The organism is Gilliamella sp. X-60, assembly GCF_057063585.1.
This window is the reverse complement of record NZ_JBXSQJ010000014.1, coordinates 14,160-33,491: the sequence shown is the minus strand read 5'-3', so window position 1 is coordinate 33,491 and position 19,332 is coordinate 14,160. Positions and strand designations below refer to the sequence as shown.

16 protein-coding genes are annotated in these 19,332 nt (G+C 35.7%); 5 read left to right on the top strand and 11 right to left on the bottom strand.

The features are described 5' to 3' along the window. The first annotated feature begins 129 nt into the window (after nucleotides 1–129). On the top strand, nucleotides 130–1,713 hold the full coding sequence (locus tag ACYIAM_RS08410) for a mucoidy inhibitor MuiA family protein (protein ID WP_483747947.1): 1,584 nt from the start codon (nucleotides 130–132) through the stop codon (nucleotides 1,711–1,713). A gap of 25 nt (nucleotides 1,714–1,738) precedes the next feature. Beyond that, complete coding sequence (gene recD / locus ACYIAM_RS08405) at nucleotides 1,739–3,589, top strand: exodeoxyribonuclease V subunit alpha (protein WP_483747946.1); 1,851 nt, start codon at nucleotides 1,739–1,741, stop codon at nucleotides 3,587–3,589. Between the two features lie 102 nt (nucleotides 3,590–3,691). On the opposite strand, the gene ACYIAM_RS08400 is transcribed toward recD, so the two are convergent. The 9 genes from ACYIAM_RS08400 to rsfS form a co-directional block, all read right to left on the bottom strand. Then, nucleotides 3,692–4,417, bottom strand: coding sequence for an amino acid ABC transporter ATP-binding protein (locus ACYIAM_RS08400; protein ID WP_174797590.1), 726 nt, complete (start codon nucleotides 4,415–4,417; stop codon nucleotides 3,692–3,694). Further along, nucleotides 4,414–5,115: an ABC transporter permease subunit gene (locus ACYIAM_RS08395; RefSeq protein WP_483747945.1), complete on the bottom strand. Its 702-nt coding sequence runs from the start codon at nucleotides 5,113–5,115 to the stop codon at nucleotides 4,414–4,416. Before ACYIAM_RS08395 ends, ACYIAM_RS08400 begins: the two co-directional genes overlap by 4 nt. 1 nt (nucleotide 5,116) lies before the next feature. Further along, a complete protein-coding gene (locus ACYIAM_RS08390; protein WP_483747944.1) occupies nucleotides 5,117–5,851 on the bottom strand; it encodes an amino acid ABC transporter permease in 735 nt (244 codons plus the stop codon). Nucleotides 5,852–6,000: 149 nt separating this feature from the next. Further along, nucleotides 6,001–6,909 carry a glutamate/aspartate ABC transporter substrate-binding protein gene (locus ACYIAM_RS08385; RefSeq protein ID WP_483747943.1) on the bottom strand — a complete coding sequence of 303 codons (909 nt, stop codon included), beginning with the start codon at nucleotides 6,907–6,909 and terminating at the stop codon, nucleotides 6,001–6,003. A 227-nt stretch (nucleotides 6,910–7,136) separates the two neighbouring features. Continuing rightward, on the bottom strand, nucleotides 7,137–8,678 hold the full coding sequence (gene lnt, locus ACYIAM_RS08380; RefSeq protein ID WP_483747942.1) for an apolipoprotein N-acyltransferase: 1,542 nt from the start codon (nucleotides 8,676–8,678) through the stop codon (nucleotides 7,137–7,139). Further along, nucleotides 8,671–9,543, bottom strand: a complete 873-nt coding sequence (gene corC / locus ACYIAM_RS08375) for a CNNM family magnesium/cobalt transport protein CorC (RefSeq protein ID WP_483747941.1) — start codon at nucleotides 9,541–9,543, stop codon at nucleotides 8,671–8,673. Before corC ends, lnt begins: the two co-directional genes overlap by 8 nt. Before the next feature lie 100 nt (nucleotides 9,544–9,643). Further along, entirely contained in the window at nucleotides 9,644–10,111 is a 468-nt protein-coding gene (ybeY, locus tag ACYIAM_RS08370; RefSeq protein ID WP_483747940.1) for an rRNA maturation RNase YbeY, read from the bottom strand. 13 nt (nucleotides 10,112–10,124) lie between these two features. Then, the gene (gene rlmH / locus ACYIAM_RS08365; RefSeq protein ID WP_174797597.1) at nucleotides 10,125–10,595 is read right to left on the bottom strand and encodes a 23S rRNA (pseudouridine(1915)-N(3))-methyltransferase RlmH; all 471 of its coding nucleotides are present in this window, start codon (nucleotides 10,593–10,595) and stop codon (nucleotides 10,125–10,127) included. 4 nt (nucleotides 10,596–10,599) lie between these two features. Continuing rightward, nucleotides 10,600–10,917 (bottom strand): ribosome silencing factor, encoded by a 318-nt coding sequence (gene rsfS, locus ACYIAM_RS08360; RefSeq protein ID WP_065585972.1) that lies wholly within the window; start codon nucleotides 10,915–10,917, stop codon nucleotides 10,600–10,602. 1,141 nt (nucleotides 10,918–12,058) lie between these two features. On the opposite strand from rsfS, the gene ACYIAM_RS08355 reads away from it, so the two are divergent. After that, nucleotides 12,059–13,015 (top strand): hypothetical protein, encoded by a 957-nt coding sequence (locus ACYIAM_RS08355; protein ID WP_483747939.1) that lies wholly within the window; start codon nucleotides 12,059–12,061, stop codon nucleotides 13,013–13,015. A 403-nt stretch (nucleotides 13,016–13,418) separates the two neighbouring features. Here ACYIAM_RS08355 and ACYIAM_RS08350 read toward each other — a convergent pair whose 3' ends face one another. Further along, nucleotides 13,419–14,450 carry an AI-2E family transporter gene (locus tag ACYIAM_RS08350; RefSeq protein ID WP_483747938.1) on the bottom strand — a complete coding sequence of 344 codons (1,032 nt, stop codon included), beginning with the start codon at nucleotides 14,448–14,450 and terminating at the stop codon, nucleotides 13,419–13,421. Nucleotides 14,451–15,103: 653 nt separating this feature from the next. On the opposite strand from ACYIAM_RS08350, the gene ACYIAM_RS08345 reads away from it, so the two are divergent. Further along, nucleotides 15,104–16,489 (top strand): hypothetical protein, encoded by a 1,386-nt coding sequence (locus ACYIAM_RS08345; protein WP_483747937.1) that lies wholly within the window; start codon nucleotides 15,104–15,106, stop codon nucleotides 16,487–16,489. Between the two features lie 1,515 nt (nucleotides 16,490–18,004). Here ACYIAM_RS08345 and ACYIAM_RS08340 read toward each other — a convergent pair. Further along, nucleotides 18,005–18,943, bottom strand: coding sequence for a hypothetical protein (locus ACYIAM_RS08340; RefSeq protein WP_483747936.1), 939 nt, complete (start codon nucleotides 18,941–18,943; stop codon nucleotides 18,005–18,007). A gap of 143 nt (nucleotides 18,944–19,086) precedes the next feature. Between ACYIAM_RS08340 and ACYIAM_RS08335 the strand changes: the two genes are divergently transcribed. Continuing rightward, complete coding sequence (locus tag ACYIAM_RS08335) at nucleotides 19,087–19,290, top strand: heavy-metal-associated domain-containing protein (protein WP_174797602.1); 204 nt, start codon at nucleotides 19,087–19,089, stop codon at nucleotides 19,288–19,290. Nucleotides 19,291–19,332: the final 42 nt, after the last annotated feature.

Here is a 19,332-nt window from a genome sequence, read left to right as displayed (position 1 = left end):
ATAGCAATTAAGCTGAAAATAGTGAATACTCTTTTACCATTAATGATTTTAGGTAGTGGCTGTTTGTTGTTTGCCTATAACTTAAATATATTCCAATAATTAACTTTCTAATTCGATTGAAAAGAAAATATGAAAATTCAAAAATTAGCTTTTTTTATTGCATTTACTTCTAGCAGTGTCTTAGCAAACAATAATGTCACACTCAATAAAGTAACGCTTTTTTTACAAGGAGCTGAATTGCAGGGGCAATCAACGGTATTACTAAGTAAAGGGGAAAGTGAAATTTTATTGACTGGCATTGCCGATGGTGTCAAAGCAAATTCAATTAATGTAGGATTTGGTAATGATGCTAACGTGAAAGTATTATCAACGTCATTAAATGATAACTATGTTGGCGATAATAAACCAAGCGCAGATATTAAACCTTTACTTGACGAGTTAAAGCAATTACAAGAAAAACATGATACCGTCGAAATACAATTAAAAGCCGTATCTGAACAAGTTACCCTTTTACAGGGGAATCGCTTAGATTTGTTAGTTAAAAATTTAAATAACGATTTAGACGGAATGAAAAATGCGTTGGAATTTGTTAAAACAAATTTAGTGACGGTCTTAAATGAACAAAACAAACTACAGAAAGAAGTCGATCAGATTGATGCACAAATCGCACAATGCCAAAATAAGATTGATAAACAAAAAGCGTTGACCAAGCCTTTGACCAATGCAATTACCGTAAAAGTTTATTCTGATAAAGATATTAGCTTGCCAGTAACTTTATCGTACGTCACCAATAAAGCTGGTTGGGCGCCTGTTTATGATGTGCGCGTTGCGGATATCAATTCTCCATTACAACTCACTTATAAAGCAGACATTTATCAAAATAGTGGTTTAGATTGGCAAAATGTGGATTTTAGTTTATCGACATCTAATCCTAGTGATGGAATAACTGCCCCTGATTTAATGCCTTGGTATATCGATTTGTATACCACAAAAGGTGGATTCTTTTTTTCTAAGAGCGAAAAAGATTATGATGAAATAAGTGCAAAAGCGTCAAGATCAGTGCGTCCTGATGATAATGTATTAACTAAAACGTTAGGTATCAATACCCGCTTTGAGGTCAAATTGCCTTATACCATTAAATCCAATAGCCACAGTAATATTCTTACTTTACAAAACAAAGAAGTGGAAGCGAAATATCATTATATTGCTATTCCTAAATTAGATAGCAGTGTGTACTTACAAGCGCAAATTGCTGATTGGGATAAACTTAACCTTTTGCCAGGAAAGTCTACGGTATTTTTTAACGGTAATTATATTGGCGAAAGTTTTATTACTACTAAAGATATAAAAGAAACACTAGATATCTCTTTAGGAAAAGATAACAATATTTTTATTTCACGTAATCGTAATATTAATGAAACATCAAAACCTTCGTTATTTGGCAATGATATTTCACAAAAATATGCCTATACCATTGATGTAAAAAATGCCAAATCGCTACCCATTGATATTGTTGTTTATGATCAGCTACCAAATATTATCAATAAGGCAGTAGTACTTGATGAGGCTAAATATGATAGTACAAACTATAATAAAGAAACCGGTCAATTAATGTGGCAGTTTAAGTTGAATCCAAATGAAAATAAAAATCTTAGTTTAAGCTTTAAACTGACTTATCCAAAAGATAAAGTTAACGATATAATTGGATTATAAATGAGTGAATCACAGAAAATACAGTATGTTAAACGAATGGTTAAACCAATTTAAACAAGACAATCAAATTAGTTTGCTGGATATTCATTTGGCAGTATTTTTAACGAATAAAGCAAAGCTAAATGATGATATTACGATCAAACGATTCAGTTTTTTAGTGATAACGCTAAGTAAAGAAGTAAGATCTGGTCATGTTTGCTTGGATCTTAGTTACCTAAACCAACCTACGATTGAACCGCAGCTTTGGTTAGCCTTAGGCTCGCCAAACGAGCAAGATTGGATAAACGCACTTAAACAAGCACAAAATAGTCAAATTGTGAGTGATGGAACAAATTTATCTCCGCTTATCTTTATTGAAAATAAACTCTATTTTCAAAGAATGTGGATGGATGAAAAAAATGTTGCTCAATATTTCAATCACACAATCCTTAATAAAAAATCAAATTGCGATGCTGATTTAAATACTATACTTAATCAGCTTTTTACTGATAATCACGCTGAAATTGATTGGCAAAAAGTGGCGGTTGCTGCGGCATTAACGCGTAAAGTCGCGATTATTTCGGGCGGACCTGGTACAGGTAAAACAACCACTGTCGCTAAAATTTTAGCTGGAATTTTGTTAACTGCGCCGAATGCGCGAATTATTACGGCGGCCCCGACAGGGAAAGCGGCATCAAGATTAACCGAATCATTGAGTCGCACAATTGAACAACTCGCTTTTGCATCACTCAATATAAAAGCAGAAGCGATCACTTTACACCGTTTATTAGGTGCAAAAGCAGATAATCGTTCATTCAAGCATGATAAAAATAACCCGTTGCATGTTGATGTGTTAGTCATTGATGAAGCCTCAATGGTGGATTTAAATATGATGGCAAGAGTCATTGAAGCCTTACCCACGTCTGCGCGTTTAATTTTGTTGGGCGATAAAGATCAGCTCTCATCGGTCGAAGCTGGTGCGGTATTTGGTGATCTGTGTACCTTTATTACGCATGGTTATAGTGAGCCACGAGCAAAAGAGCTAAGTCAATTAACGGGTTATGTTGTGCCTGCTTGCGAGCAAACAGCGACAATCACTGACAGTATTTGCTTATTACAAAAAAGCTATCGTTTTAACAAATCGTCTGGTATTGGATTGTTGGCTAATGCAGTTAAAGAGGGGCGCTCAACTGTCGTTAAAAAATTATTAAACGATGAGTCATTAAGTGATATCCAATATCATGCACTTTCATCCCAACAAGCTTATAAAGATGTTTTACATGATAGTATTAATCACTATAAACATTATTTAAATGTCATTAAGCAATATGGAACTAATGATATTGCGGCAGTTTTAGCTAAATTTGCCGAATATCGCTTACTTTGTGCCGTAAGAGAAGGATATTTTGGTGTAGAGGGTTTAAACAAGCAAATTGAGTTGCTATTAGCCAAAAATAAATTGATTCACTTAAAAAGCAAAGAAACTTGGTACGTTGGTCGGCCAATTATGATTTTACGCAATAGTGCTTCACTAGGGCTGTATAATGGTGATATTGGCATTACATTAATGGCCGAAAAGGATAGCGCAAAATTACGTGTATATTTCCCGTTTGCTGATGGATCTATTAAAGGATTTTCGCCATTTCGATTACCTGAGCATGAAACAGCTTACGCTATGACAATCCATAAATCGCAAGGTTCAGAATTCGATGATGTGAATATTATCTTACCGACTGATTATTCGCCGTTGCTTAACCGTTCTTTGCTTTATACAGCAATTACACGCGCTAAAAAAGCCGTTTCAATTTATGCGACTGAAGCAATCTTGTCACAAGCAATTAAATCACAAACACAAAGGCATAGTGGTTTAGTTAGTTTATTGCAGAACAATGGTTGAGTTGATTTTCTAAATGCGCTAATACAGATAATTCTTTATAAAATGATGGATAAATCAAGGAAGAAACACTAAAACAGGGCGATAAGCCCTGTAATAATTAACTTAATGAATAATCTTAGCTAAAAAGTCTTTAGCTCGATCTGATTGTGGATTAGTAAAGAACTGCTCTTTTGACGTATCTTCAATAATTTCACCTGCATCCATAAAGATAACCCGATGTGCAACTTTACGTGCAAAGCCCATTTCGTGCGTAACAACCATCATGGTCATTCCTTCATAAGCAAGCTCAACCATCACATCTAATACTTCATTCACCATTTCAGGATCAAGTGCTGAGGTTGGTTCGTCAAACAACATTACAATCGGATCCATACATAGCGCACGAGCAATGGCAACACGTTGTTGTTGACCGCCAGAAAGCTGTGCAGGGTATTTATCTGCATGAGCAAGTAAACCAACGCGCTCTAACAAGTTAAGCGCTTTTTCGCGAGCTTCTTCATCGGCTCGACCTAACACTTTAATTTGTGCAAGGGTGAGATTTTTTAAAATAGTTAAATGTGGGAATAGTTCAAAATGTTGAAATACCATACCCACTTTAGAGCGTAACTTTGCTAAGTTAGTCGCTTTACTTGTAACTTCAGTTCCATCAATAATAATTTTGCCTTTTTGTACAGGCTCTAAACAATTTACTGTTTTTATCAAAGTTGATTTACCTGAACCTGAAGGACCACAAACCACCACAACTTCGCCTTTACCGACTCGAGTTGTGCAGTTTTTTAATACTTGAAATTGTCCATACCATTTTGATATATTTTCTAAGGAGATCATCGACTTATCCCTTTCTTGAAATAATTAACTAAACATGAAGCAGTGAAACAAATTATAAAATAACTTGCAGCTGCAAAAATAATCATAGAATACTTGACGGTACCACCTTGTGTATTACCGATTTGCGACACACTTGCGCCAAATAGATCAATTAAGCTCATGACATAAACCAAAGAGGTATCTTGAAATAAGATAATACCTTGTGTCAATAACAATGGCACCATAGATCTAAAGGCTTGAGGTAAAATAATCAAACGCATTGCTTGGCTTTTGGTCATACCTAATGCATAAGCTGCATGATATTGACCTTTAGCAACAGCATTGATACCCGCACGAATGATTTCAGAATAATACGCAGCTTCGAACAGTGCAAAAGCAATCATCGCTGATGCAATACGTACATCTGCATATGGTGGCAAGTTAAATAGGTATTTAATGACCTGAGGCAGAGCTAAATAGAACCATAACAACACTAATAATAGTGGAATGGAGCGGAATAAATTGACATAGCATTTAGAAAAAACATTAAGTAGCTTATTATTTGATAAACGCATTAATGCCAGTACTGTTCCCCAAATAATACCGAAAACCACAGCAGTAAGAGTGATTTTAGTTGTTAACCATAATCCACTTAATAATAAGTGATAATTATCTAATACTAGTGAAGGTATATCGGCAATCCAATGAAATAACTGCATTTTATCCTCCGTGATTCATATTAGGTAAACGAGTATGTTTTTCGACAATTCGCATGACAGTAATCACTACATAGTTAATCAGCATAAAGGCAATTGTGACACCGCATAATATTTCGATAATGCTATTGGTTGACTCATTAATGCGATCAATTTCACCAATTAAATCAATTAATCCTATTGTTGAAGCAACCGATGAATTTTTAATAATATTGGTCATTTCTGACGTTAATGGTGGAATAATACGTCGATAAGCATTTGGTAATAAAACGTACATATAAGCTTGTTGATTAGTTAAACCAAGTGCAATAGCAGCATATCGTTGACCTTTAGGTAAAGTTTGAATACCTGTTCTTACTTGTTCTGCTATACGCGCAGATGTAAATAGCCCTAACGCAATAGCGGCAGTGATAAATGCGCTTATATTCGGTGATAAGTCAGATGTAAACCAAGTTCGTACACTACCACTTAATATTACTGGTAGTATCATATACCACAAAAACATTTGCACCAGTAATGGAATATTACGAAATAGCTGAATATAACTTGCCGCAAAGTTATTTAGAAACTGATTTTCTAAAGTTCTACATATCCCTACCAGTGACCCCAGCACAAAGGCGATGATCCAAGCAGTCACAGCTAATGAAACTGTCACAACAATGCCATCTAATAGCCAATTTAAGTAAACTCCATCACCATAAGGTGTGGATTGAAAAAATAGCATCCAATTAAAGCTCATAATGGAGTCTAAAAAACTCCTCAATAAAGCTGTAATAGGTTCAAAAGAGAGTGTCCAATTAAAACTCATAATATATTTAATTCACTAAATTAGATCATGTACTAAATGTAATTCATTTAGTACATTGGATTAGAAAGATAAGAAAAGTATTAATCTAATGCTTTATCATTAGGATTGGCAAATAGCTCAACCATTTTTGGCGAAATTTCAAGACTCATATTTGCGCCTTTTGGCGGAACAGGTTGAGTAAACCATTTGTTATAGGATTCTAAAGCCTTTCCTGATTTTTGCGCATCAGCAATTGTCTTGTCCATCAATTGTTTAAATTGAGTATCGCCTTTTCTCAACATACAACCATAAGCTTCATAAGAAAGCGGTTCACCAACAATTTTCCATTCAGCAGGATTAATTGCACGAGAACGTTCGCCTGCAAGTAGCGCATCGTCCATTAAAAATGCTGCAGCTCGACCTGTTTCTAACGCATTAAACGCATCACCATGATCTTTTGGTGTAATGATTCGAATACCTAAGTTATCTTTATTGTTGATTTGGTTTAAACGGATTTCAGAAGTTGTACCTGCTGTCGTTACCGCATTTTTACCTTTTAGATCTTCGATACTATTGATATTGCTATCCGCTTTAACTAGGAAGCGCGTACCAACAATAAAAATACTGTCTGAAAAATCAACTGTTTTTTGACGTTCAAGATTATTAGTTGTCGAACCACATTCGAAATCATAGGTATAGTTGTTAAGTAGTTGAATACGCGTCTTAGAAGTAACTGGTAAATATTTTACTTTAAGATCAGGTAAGTTTAATTCTTTTTTAACCGCATCGACGATTAAATTAGAATAATCTTGTGAGTAACCAATAACTTCTTGATTATCACCATAATAGGAAAATGGAATAGAAGATTCTCGATGACCAACAACAATAACACCACTATCTTTAATTTTTGCCAATGTACCACTCAGTTCTTCTGCAACAGCCGAACCAGTCATTAGTCCTAACATTGCAAATGATAATACTAATTTGGTTAATTTTGTCTTTTTGTTCATGCTTGTCTCCTACTGTTTAGTTTGTATCATATTAAATAATTTTAATATTTTTACAAAGGGCGTATATTATAACTTATTTTTTACCATAAAAGTACTTTTTACTGTTTATTTATCTATCATTGGAGCTAGATGTAACCAATAATTAACGCAATATTACGATGATTGATTACACCAATACTTAGTTAAATCCAATTATATTTAAGCAATAATTATGCCAGTATCGTTAATTATGAACGTTTTTTTATAAAAAGTGAGATAAGCATTAGTGCCATCATAGCAAAATAAGGCCAATTTCCCCATCTTGCATAAGGCGTTAAACCCGTTGTGGGCGATACAGTTGCCGATAAAACCGCTGTTTTAAATTGTGGTAACTGTTTAACAATATTGCCGTGTGGATCGATAATTGCGGTAATGCCTGTGTTTGTGCTACGGATTAAAGACCTACCAAATTCTAATGCTCTAGCTTGCGCCATTTGCAGATGTTGCTTAGGACCAATACTATCACCAAACCATGCATCATTTGATACGGTCAGTAAAAAATCGCTGTCTGCGGTAAAATTTTGCCACATTAAATGTGATAAAATCACTTCATAGCAAATGGCCGTGGTAAATTTAAAGTCTTTTATTTGTAATTGAGGCTGTTTTGCTTCGCCAGATTTCATCGATGACATAGGAATATTGAGCAATTCAGCAATTGGTTCAAGTACTGATTCTAGTGGTGTAAACTCTCCAAAAGGCACTAAATGGTGTTTTTGATAACGATTAGTTGTTGGATATTGATAAGGTTCTTTTTCACCTAATACCAACAAAGTATTGTAGAGATCTCCGTTAGCTTGATATCCTGTTTCACCAAAGCGATAATCTATAATACCTACAGCGATTTCAGTATTATGAGCTCTAGCTTCATTATCGAGATATTGTAAAAAAGATTGCTGATTTATTTCGTAATCGGTGATACTGGCTTCTGACCAAATGATAATTTTATCTTTTTCAATGTTTTCTTGAGTTAGTTTTGCATAGGTTTGTAACGTGTCATTGAGTTGCTCTTTTGTCCAACGAATTGACTGCGAAATATTTCCTTGAATTAAAGCAAAATTAGCCGAACGAGTATTATCTATCGTAGTCCAATTAATATTCTTGAATGAAATTGGTGCAAAAAAGATCGTAAACAGTGCAATAATTGCACCAAGTGCGTGCCGCTTTGGTGTTTTGCTGGTTATGGTCTTTATACAATAAACGAATAACCCACATAAAATAGTTAACAATAAATTAACGCCATCTATCCCAATTAGAGGGAAATAGGCTCGTAAAGAACTATCAAGCTGGCTATAACCAAGTTGCAACCAAGCAAATCCGGTTAAGATATAACCACGTAAAAATTCGGTTACTTGCCAAAGTACTGGAGATACAAGCACAAGCTGTTTAAATGAAAATTGCCCAGTAAAACGATTTGCTATGCTTAACAAAACAGTAAATAGCATCGGGTAAAGCGACAAATATACAATTAAAAGGCCTAAAACGATAATGGCAACCAGAGTAGGTAACTCGCCATATTGTTGAATACTAACATAAACCCAGTGTATCCCTGCCGTAAAATAGCCAATGCCCCAACTTAATCCGAGTAACATGGCTTGTTTTTTCGTTTTGTCGGCAATAAGCCATAAAAGCCCAGCAAACGAGACAAAAGCTAAAGGCCAAATATGAAATGGGGCATAACTAAAAACCGCTATACCACCAAAAATTAGGCTTAATAAGATTTGTTTAAACATTTTCAGGTAGCTCTAAATTGGGCACAGTTGCTCCTTCAGGAATAGTTACATGCAATTGGATGATTCGCCTTCGGTCTGCAATGGTGACTTTAAATTGATAACCATCAATAGTAATGCTTTCACCGCGTAAAGGTAATCGTCCAAAATGTTGCATCACCAGCCCGCCAATGGTGTCCATTTCGTCATCACTAAAATCAGTGGCAAAAATTTCATTAAAATCTTCAACTGGTGTAAGGGCTCGCACTGTATAAACTGAAGGCGTTAAGCGGCGAATATCCCGATCTTCTACCTCATCATATTCATCTTCAATATCGCCAACAATAAGTTCTAAAATATCTTCGATAGTCACAAGTCCTGACACACCGCCAAACTCGTCGATAGCCATCGCCATATGGTAACGCTGCATACGAAACTCTTTCAACATATGATCGACACGTTTACTTTCTGGTACGACAACGGTTGGTCTAAGGATTTTTTTGAGATCGAAATTATCAACACCTTGGCGAATAAAAATCAAAAGATCTTTAGCTAATAAAATGCCTTCTATATGATCTCTATCTTCACTAATGACAGGATAACGTGAGTGCCCATGTTCAAAAATAATATCAAGACATTCATCAAGCGAATAATTATCTTTGATCGTCACAATTTGAGAGCGGGGAATCATAATATCGCGAACGCGCTGCTCTGCTATATCCATTACGCCTTCAATCATATCAAGGGTATCTGGATCGATAAGTTCGTTTTCTTCGGCTTCGCGAATCACCTCGATAAGTTCTTCTTTATCTTTTGGCTCTGAATTAAATAACTGACTTAACCATAATGCAAACCCTTTTTTAGGTCTCCGGTGATTATCATCACTCATTTGCTCTTTTCCTTTCTTGCTTTGTTATTAATGTAACTTATTTTATATGCTTGTTGAGTTAGTTAAATTGCCATTTAACTAAACGATTAATTGCATATTTTTATTCGTCAATCGGTTGATAAGGATCTTCAAATCCTAATTGCTGCATAATAGCAATTTCAATATTTTCCATTTCTTCGGCTTCTTCGTCAAGAATATGATCATAACCCAGTAAATGTAAACAACCATGTACAATCATATGGGCCCAGTGTGAAGTTAATGATTTATGTTGTTGCTTGGCCTCGGCTTCAACAACTTGTTTACAAATAATGAGATCGCCCAATAAAGGAACATCAATCTCAATGGAAGATTCAAAGGGAAAAGATAATACATTGGTGGGTTTATCTTTATGACGATAGGTATTATTTAATTGCTGGCTTTCTTGTTCATCAACAATACGGATAGTGAGTTCGGCATTATCCATAAATTGAGGTATAATAACATTTAACCACTGCAAAATTTGCGCTTCGGTTGGTAAATTTAGTGTATCTTCTGTAGCAATTTGCAAATCTAAAATAATGGCGCTCATTTTATTACCTTAATTATTCACGATGATAAGGATGATTAGTGGTTAAACTCCATGCACGGTAAAGACTTTCAGCCACAATGACGCGTACTAAAGGGTGGGGAAGGGTAAGTGGCGACAGCGACCAACTCTGCTGTGCTGCCGCTTTGCAAGCAGCAGATAAACCTTCAGGCCCGCCGATTAATAAACTCACATCACGTCCGTCTATTTTCCAACGTTCTAATTGTTCAGCTAAATTATGCGTTGTGTAAGGTTTACCTGGAATATCAAGAGTCACAATGCGATTGCTTTTACCGCAAGCATTTAACATCAATTCGCCTTCTTTATCCAAAATTCGGGCAATATCAGCATTTTTAGTGCGCTTACCTGCGGGGATTTCAACAAGTTCTAAAGGCATATCTTTAGGAAACCGTGACTGATAATCATCAAAAGCAGTCGTAACCCAGTTTGGCATTTTATTGCCAACAGCAATAAGCTGTATCTTCACGCAATTAACTCCAAAGCTTCTCAAGTTCGTAAAGCTGACGGCTTTCTTCTTGCATGATATGCACAATCACTGAATCCATATCAACCACGACCCAATCAGCATCACTTTGCCCTTCACTGCCTAACACCAAATGGCCCTGTTTTTTGGCTTCATCAAGCAAATGCCCTGCGATAGACGAAACATGACGGTTTGAAGTACCCGTACAAATAATCATATAATCGGTAATACTTGATTTACCGCGGACATCAAGGGTGACAATGTCTTTGCCTTTTAGATCATCAATCTTATCAATAATAAAATCTTGTAACGACTGCTGCAAAATAATCTCTCTTTTTATTAAAAATAAAGCACCATTATAGCATATATTTCAAAAATAACGGCGATGAAAAATTTACATGTAGGAAAACGTCGGGTTTTTACATGTCATGATTAAAATAATCTTCTAAAAACTCATAAGATGTTTTACCGAAAATGGTTTAAATTTTTGTTTTTTATCTTTTTAATCACTAATGATTTGCTGATTATGCTACATTGCCATTAAAGTACATATTACTCTTTCGGCTTACCCATTCATTTGAAGGCTGGCTGTTTTCGTGAATTTTTGCTGAATAAGATAGTGATCACTCTGTTTTCTCAAATAGCTACTGTGAAGTTTCAATTAATGACCAAACGGTATAGATTCCTGAATATTTTTTACAAAAAATATAACCTAAAAAGTGAACCGTTGTGTAAATACTTCATAGTGAATACACGATTCATGTACCAAATTATGCTATCAGTTTTCGTGTTTTATATGCAATGGGAGTCATGCAATTTAATGTCTCATGAGGCCTTTCGGTGCTATAAATGGTTGGACGACTGAACATAAAATGTTTAGACAAATCGGTAACGGTTATTTTTTTTATGATATAAACGCTATATTTATTGTCTGTGATAGGGCGTTAGTTTTGTTTTTTTATGTATATTCATTGCTGTCGTTTCTCAAATTACTGTAAACAACGCGAGTAATTCCTACACTTAATAAAAATGGATATATTGGGTTGTCACTTACAGACAGATAGATCCTAAATGATGCAGCTTCCGTAATATTTGCTTTAAATAAAGAACAAACATTTCAATTAATTAAATCTTTTTATAAAACCTAATCAAAGTTACGCCTAACAAATTTTTCCAAAAAATACCCCAAAAAACTAGCCAAACTTTTTTTAAACGGTTATACTTTCATCAATTTAAAAAATAGCTTATTTAACAAGCAGGTAAACAAGCAAAATATAAATAAAACAACAATTTACTTGACAGGTGAACCATAATGCATTATCATTTTAGACACCAGACACCAGACACCAGACACCAGACACCAGCACTGGCAAACCTATGTCTTAAATTCCCAGAATAGCCCTATTAGACGAATTTTTACTCTCATCTCGTTGGTATCCTTGAAGTTATCCCCAAAAGTTCCGGTGATGTTGGTACTGTTCTTGTTATTGTCGTTTTCATGGTATTCACAGGCATTGGTTGGCAAAAAAGGTAATCGTAGCGATGCAATCATATTATCGCCATCACCATTTATCAACTTCGTTAGACCAGATCTGGTTTGGGGCACAGAAGATTATTACGCAGGTCCCGTTGACATATGGAATCCAAAAAAAGGATTTTTTGTGAAATCAATCAATCCCTCATCATATGCGCTTAATTTTCCGACCACGGGTGCTAATGGATTATATTTTGATTTAGACATAGAGGGCATTGATGCAAGTCAGTTGACTTGGGAACCTGTTACGCATGAGGGTATAACTGCTACAGTAGAATGGAAGATAGGAATACGGGATGAGTGGTTTGATGGTCCAGAAGATGTGACGCGAGTTACTCTAACAGGTCCTAAGCTGAATGATTCTTTGCTAGCAGAGAGTCCATCATACCTAGGTCTAGTTTATAAGCCAAATTTACCGCAGACATTCGAATTAGTGGGTAAAGATAGCGAGGGTAATGGAGTTGTAACATATGGATTTGTATTACAGAAATGGTTCGTTCTCCGCGATGCAGATGACAGATGGCCTGGTGTTCCATCACACGCAGAATGGTGTGATGGTTTAGGCTATCGACTTCCGAAAGCAAAAGACCTCACCAATGCCATCTGTCTTGATTACGATCAAAACCCAGACAATGATTTATGTAGAGGTGTTGTGGGCGCTACGCCGTCATCAAGTGGTAATCATTATCAGCGTCGAATTGGGGCAGGATTTTTCACAGAGTGGGGCAAAATGTATTATTACTACGGGGCAAGATTCGGTAACGATGGCTACTCGGTAAGTGATCCTTCAACAGATAACAAAACGTACTTTGCTGTGACCTCGTTTGACGGTGAAGTGTTGCGTACCCCTTTGAATGTTGGTTATGAGGGGCTTTGCGTCACGCCTTAGCTTTTGTTTTTAGTTCTTGATTTTTTGGGCTTCGGGTGGGATTATGGTGCGAATTAAGGATAATTTAGCAAAGAACAAAGCCCTTGCGTTAGGCGGGGCGATGAGGCTAGCTATGCGCTTTTGCTACTAGATAGTAAAAGCGCTTATTCCAGAAAAATAAATCCCACCGCAATAATAAACAGAAATAGCCTGTAATTTATTGATTTTATTAAAAAAATAACAAGAAAAACCTAAATAAAATCAATTTTCTACCTGAAAGAATTCGAAAAGATTCTAAGGCTTCTTTTCGCCCGCTTAGTTTAGCCGATTAAGTTAATTTACATAGAGCATTTAGCTAGCAGCCAAATTCGCTTTGGCTGCACGTTAATGAATTACATTATTGAAGTTCAATATAGAAATTTGTTTAAATAATCCGTAGTTCTTTTAAAGATAATTTAATAAATGCATAAAAAATAGGTGCAAAAATTAAACCAATAACGCCAAAAAGAGTCTCTAAAAATAGCATCGCAATTAATAATTCACAGATACCAGCGTGAATTTTTGTTCCTACTATTTTAGCGTTAAGTACATATTCCATTTTATGAATTAAAATTAAATAAACAATAATTACCATTGCAACGGTGAATGATACTGTAAATGCAACAAAAAAGATTAAGACATTGACAATTAAATTGCCAATAATTGGAATAAGGCCAAAAATAAATGTTGCTAGTACTAAACTTTTGCTAAACGGTAAATGAATACCAAACACAGGCAAAATAATAAATAACAAAATGGCGGTCATGATAGTGTTAAACAATGCAATCACAACTTGAGACATCGCTACATATTGGAATACTACCACTAATCGATTTAAACTGGTTTTTAGGGCTTTAGTTAATGCTCTTTGTTTAATTTGATTATCACTGCTACTGCGTTGATTTTCTTTATAACCTAAGATTAATCCAATAATCATTCCCACAATTAATATAACTAAATCATGGAATACTTTTTTGATGATAGATTGTAGATAAAAGACATGATCTTTAAGATAAACCATTATAGTTGATTCAATTTCATCAATATCATCAGGTAAATAATGGGTCACGCTTGACGGCAGACTGTTTACTACATTATTTACTACTAATTTCATATTTGTTAATGTTTCGGTAGGGTGCTTCGCCATATCAACAAACCAAGCAAATAAATACCAAAAACCACCAATAAAAATACTCATAATCAGTGTTGTGAGTACTAGTACCGAAACTAATTTTGATTGATGGCTAAAACGTATCATTTTTCGTGATAAAAATTCATCTAATTTTTGCGTTAATGTATAGGTTAATAAACCGGCAATCACAGCTGGCATTAAATGAACTTGCATTAAAATAATAAAAAAAACGGAAAACAGCGTGAGGCAAAATAGGCCTAATTTTTGATTATTACTTAGTGGCATAAAGAAAATTTTCCTTTAATAAAAAATTTATTTAATTAAAACACGATACGTGGTAACGGTAAAAATTGACAGAATTATAGCAGATAGTTCATTGTTTGTCCTTTTTTGTTACTAATTAAACATGAAGTGTTCATAATTTAGTTAAGACTTTTTAACAGGTTAAAAAAGACTCTTATACAACCTAGGCAAAACGCTAACAACTAACAAACCAGCAAACTCAAGAATAGCGAGCCTTAATAATTGTCATCTAATCAACCAAAAATATGTCATAAAAGTTATTGATTTAATTAAAATTTTATTGTTTTTTGTTCAAAAAACACTATCAAAACTATTCCCAAAAATACACCAACAAAAGCTTAACCTTACCTATTTAATAAAAATTTACAAAATTTTAGCAAAAAAAAGTAGCACATTATTAATCAATAGTTTATGATTCAAACGCCATTTAAAGCAATGGAATGTTCGCTAATTGAGCAGATAATTTTAAAAAATTAAATAAAGACATAAATTTACTTAACGGTGCAATCGGAATGCGTTATCATAACTATCATAGCTGGTATAAGGTCTGCCAAACCTACGCCTTAAATTTTTTTCATTTTGGTCATAGTCAAAATCAGACTCATTTCTTATTTTTATCACCAAAGCTCTTGAAGTTGTCTAAATTACCTAAATTTTCGTTGTTGTTATTGTCGTATTCGGAGGGTTCGCAGGCATTAACAGCGCATACATCAAAGATAATTGAGGGTAGTGCGCCGTATTTAACGTTTGATGAGGGGCTGACAAAAGAAACTTCAACGGATAGTTTATTGTTTATCAAGTTGCAGAATGGTCGAGTTATTACGCCGTCGACAAATACATCAAGTGCGACAAGTCCAATAAGTTTGCCTTATGTGGGAAATACTTTGGGGGATATAGATATGTTAATTCCATCATCAGTCAGTTCAGTGAGTTTAAATGATTTAGTGAATAGATATAATTATTGGCGGGATGATGATGGAGATGGGCAGGGTACAAATGGAGTAACGGCTACTGGGAATATATCGGTATCATTTACGGATAGAGATGGTAGTGCCGTTAGTCGTAGTGATGGATTAAGTATATGTAGTGCGCCTTATAGGGTAAGGTTAGAAAGTTCTGGTGGAACTTTAACAACACAGTATGGCGTGCCAAGGAGTATTAGTTTCAGTGGAGGGACGGTAGATTATTATATTAATCCGAACTCACCGCAGCCAGTTATTTGTTCAGTAAGGCCGAATCTAAAATTTGGTACAGACGACTACGCAGGTCCATCTAATATATGGAATCCTACTAAGGGCTTTTTAGTTCAGTCAACGAGTTCATCATCTTACGACCGAAATTTTCCTACAACGGGCGCTGATGGGTTGTATTTTGATTTGCTCATAGATGGAGTTGATGCAAGTCAGTTGAGTTGGTCAGTTATCACGAGTGGTAATATAACGGCAACGGTGAGTTGGACAAGGCCACGTTCTGGTACATTCACATCCCCAACAGGAAAGACCATACAAGCTGATGAATGGATTATAGATAAATCTAGTTATGTAACACGGATAACATTAAGAGGTCCTAGTGCGGATAGCACTCAAATGCAGTCAGCTGATCCTAGTCCGCTTATAAAGCCATCTTTGCCGCAGACATTTGAATTGGTGGGAAGGGATAGTCGTGGTAATAAGGTGAGCTATGGATTTGTGTTGAGGCAGTGGTTCGTCAATCGGGGTAGTGAATTCAAAAAATCTTCAGCTCATAAAACATGGTGTAATCGGTTGGGGTATAGCATGCCAAAGGCAAGGGATTTAAGCAATTCGGTACGTGGTGTCAGCCGGTACAAGCGCTACATAGGAGCAGGGCTTTTCACGGAGTGGGGCTACATGAAAGGTTACTCTGATGCGGGCTTCGTCGGCTCATCCTACTTTGCGGACGGTTACTCAGCTGTCCACTCGAGCACCGGCATCATCGGTAAAGACGACAGCAACATGATAGGCATAAGGCGCAGCGGCTATGGTATTTGCACCGCACCTTAGCTTTTGTTTCTTAATCCTGGGCCACGGGGGCGGTTATGGTACAAATAAAGGATAATCTATCAAAGAATAAAGCCCCCGCGTAAGTTGGGGCATTTTCCCTTAGGGCTGCGCTGTTGCTGCGAAGCCACAATCGTGCCGCCCCCGCCGTCCATGCTGAAAGCGTGGTTGGAAATCTTGGTGATTACGCTGTGGCGGTTTAAATTCGTGGTCTATTTATAGTAGGGCAAAGTTTCGGACGTTTTGACCTTAGGTGAACAAAATAGCCACAGTGACCACGTCCGAGCAAAGGGAATTAAAGCGAATTCCCTTTGCAATCCCACGCTTTGGCTACAGAATGTGGCCTACGGCTGCCCTCCGCAATTACTTGTATCATCCTGATACTCGCCTCTTAGAGGCCATCTTCGCTTTGCTAAGATGTTCAAATTTGTTCCAGACAAATTTGTCAGACGCAGCACAAACTCGCCAAACATCCTTGTTTGGCGTGCTAACCTCACTCTGTTGTCGGCACATTCCGACGCCGGAACAAGACAAATAACATAATCTTAGGTGTTTTTTGTGAGTTGTTTTTGTGTTAAAAAGCAATGAAATTGCATCCAAAAAGTGGTCAGGAAAGGTATTGATTTATTGAAGTTTTTATTTTGTGTTTTCAAAGAAAATCAAACGCTTACACAACCTAAGCAAAGCACCTGCATGCAGCAAATCAACAAAACCACGAATAGTGCCTTAATAACAGCAATTTAACCGCTCCAAACCCTTTTTTTACGATAATTTAAAATTAAATAAAATCAACATATTAAAAAACAGCTCAAAAAAAGGGTTTTCAAAGATGAAATTGTTGTTTATCTTTATATAGCAAGATTTATCAAATCTTGAGCTCTACCTTAACGCCGTGCAGGCGGTTTAGAAATCAAAATAATAAATTTCACGCCATTTGTAGTGCCTTAACGCCGTGCAGGCGGTTTAGAAAAGTGCATAACTTGATTAAGTGAATCGATCGGACCTTAACGCCGTATAGGTGTTTAATTTAAATAAAATCAACCATATAATTATAAAACCACAATATCCCATCCCAAAAACAATGGTTATGTTGTTTGTCTTATTCCGGCGTCAGAATGTGCCGACAACAGAGCGAGGTTAGCACGCCAAACAGGGATGTTTGGCGAGTTTGTGGTGCGCTTGGAGCGCGTCCACAAACGGTGCGTTAAGACCGAGCGCCGGCGTCGGGCAGCCGTAGGCCACATTCTGCAGCCTTGCGAGGGGTTTTTAGGGGATTTCGCAAAAAATCCCCTAAATCGGACGTGGTCGCAGTAGCTATTTTATTCATCCAAGGCCAAAACGTCCGAAACCACCACACCCAACCCATCCTATTCAGCAACCCAAAAAGGCCTGATTTTCCGCTCAAAAATAGGTCAATAAAGATATTGATTTTATTAAAGTTTTAATTTAACAACCTTTACTCAAAAACAAAAAAAGGCTGCAAAGCAGCCTCTTTCCAGTAAAATAATACCACCAATACTATTTAATTACATAAAAGTTCACATCACGAGTATTTCTGAGAGCATCAACAAATTGCCTCAATTCTTTTCTATAAGTTTTCTCAGGATCGTTTTCTTCTGTACATTTGTCTTCTGAACCATAGCTTTTAGCCATTGCATCATTTGATGCCAAATTGTCGTACGGTTTTGTAAAATCACTACCTTTTAATGTCATAAGGTGATTCCAATCATTTAACAGACTTTCCATATATTGGCGACCTTCTTCGCATTTTATGCTATTTAAGTCAATCTTAGGAATAACATATTGGCTTATCTCACTGAACTTTTTAGGTTGGTAAGGGAAACTAATATCGCCTTGCTCATCTTCTTTTAATAACTCAATAAAGTCACCTTCACGATATAATTTTCTTAATCGTTCTTGATAAGATTGGTTTTTCTTTAATCCTAGTTCTTGAGTTATTTCTTTTGGGAAAGGCTGATCATAAGAATAATCCCAATGATATTGGCTTTTTTCAATAAATACATCATTGATTAATTTTGCTGGCATCTCTATTTCTTGCTCTTTACCATCAATAATGGCTGGAATGTTATTGATTTCTCTGTTTTCTCTTAAGATCTTTTCGTATTGTTCATTATTCATCTCAGACGTTGAATAGATGACTGTGTATAAGTAGTAGTTGCTTTGTGTTGGGTTAATCAGACCTGATTCTCCAAATTGAGCCGGTTTTACGACAAAATTGAAGTTGTCATTATTATACGATAAGGTATGTTTGCCATATTCAAATGTATAATTAACACCTGATTTAGCTGGAATAGTTAATTCATTGCCATCAATTGTGACTTTTATTTCGTTAGCGGTAGGGTTATCAATCCAACGGTCGATAGAACTAGGTTCAGAACAGCCAACAAGGATTAAACTGCAAACTAACAATAAAGAATATTTTATTTTTTTCATCATAATATTTTGTTATAAATATAAAAAGGAAGTAAATATTATCATGTTTGTGAAAAAAAATTAAATGTAATCAAATAAAATAGTGTTATAAATAGGCATATTACTTGGTTATTTATTAAATATACGTTAGAAATAGAGAGATTTTTATGAAATTAATAGTCGATAATATGAGTTGTCAGCATTGTGTGAAAATGATAACAAAAGCGATTAATGATATTGACCCAAATGCAAAAGTGACCGTTGATTTAACCAAACGAGAGGTTGATATCGAAAATAGTTTTATTTCGCAAGAAGCTGCTATCACTGCTGTTAATGAGGCTGGTTATAAGTTTGTTAGGACTGCATACTGACTATCTCTATATTTGATGACACTAGGTTTTTTGGGGACTTCT

Coding starts and splice junctions, on each gene's coding strand:
- ACYIAM_RS08410 (WP_483747947.1), top strand. CDS start 130: ATGAAAATTCAAAAATTAGCTTTTTTTATTGCATTTACTTCTAGCAGT.
- recD (WP_483747946.1), top strand. CDS start 1,739: ATGTTAAACGAATGGTTAAACCAATTTAAACAAGACAATCAAATTAGT.
- ACYIAM_RS08400 (WP_174797590.1), bottom strand. CDS start 4,417: ATGATCTCCTTAGAAAATATATCAAAATGGTATGGACAATTTCAAGTA.
- ACYIAM_RS08395 (WP_483747945.1), bottom strand. CDS start 5,115: ATGCAGTTATTTCATTGGATTGCCGATATACCTTCACTAGTATTAGAT.
- ACYIAM_RS08390 (WP_483747944.1), bottom strand. CDS start 5,851: ATGAGCTTTAATTGGATGCTATTTTTTCAATCCACACCTTATGGTGAT.
- ACYIAM_RS08385 (WP_483747943.1), bottom strand. CDS start 6,909: ATGAACAAAAAGACAAAATTAACCAAATTAGTATTATCATTTGCAATG.
- lnt (WP_483747942.1), bottom strand. CDS start 8,678: ATGTTTAAACAAATCTTATTAAGCCTAATTTTTGGTGGTATAGCGGTT.
- corC (WP_483747941.1), bottom strand. CDS start 9,543: ATGAGTGATGATAATCACCGGAGACCTAAAAAAGGGTTTGCATTATGG.
- ybeY (WP_483747940.1), bottom strand. CDS start 10,111: ATGAGCGCCATTATTTTAGATTTGCAAATTGCTACAGAAGATACACTA.
- ACYIAM_RS08355 (WP_483747939.1), top strand. CDS start 12,059: ATGTTGGTACTGTTCTTGTTATTGTCGTTTTCATGGTATTCACAGGCA.
- ACYIAM_RS08350 (WP_483747938.1), bottom strand. CDS start 14,450: ATGCCACTAAGTAATAATCAAAAATTAGGCCTATTTTGCCTCACGCTG.
- ACYIAM_RS08340 (WP_483747936.1), bottom strand. CDS start 18,943: ATGATGAAAAAAATAAAATATTCTTTATTGTTAGTTTGCAGTTTAATC.
- ACYIAM_RS08335 (WP_174797602.1), top strand. CDS start 19,087: ATGAAATTAATAGTCGATAATATGAGTTGTCAGCATTGTGTGAAAATG.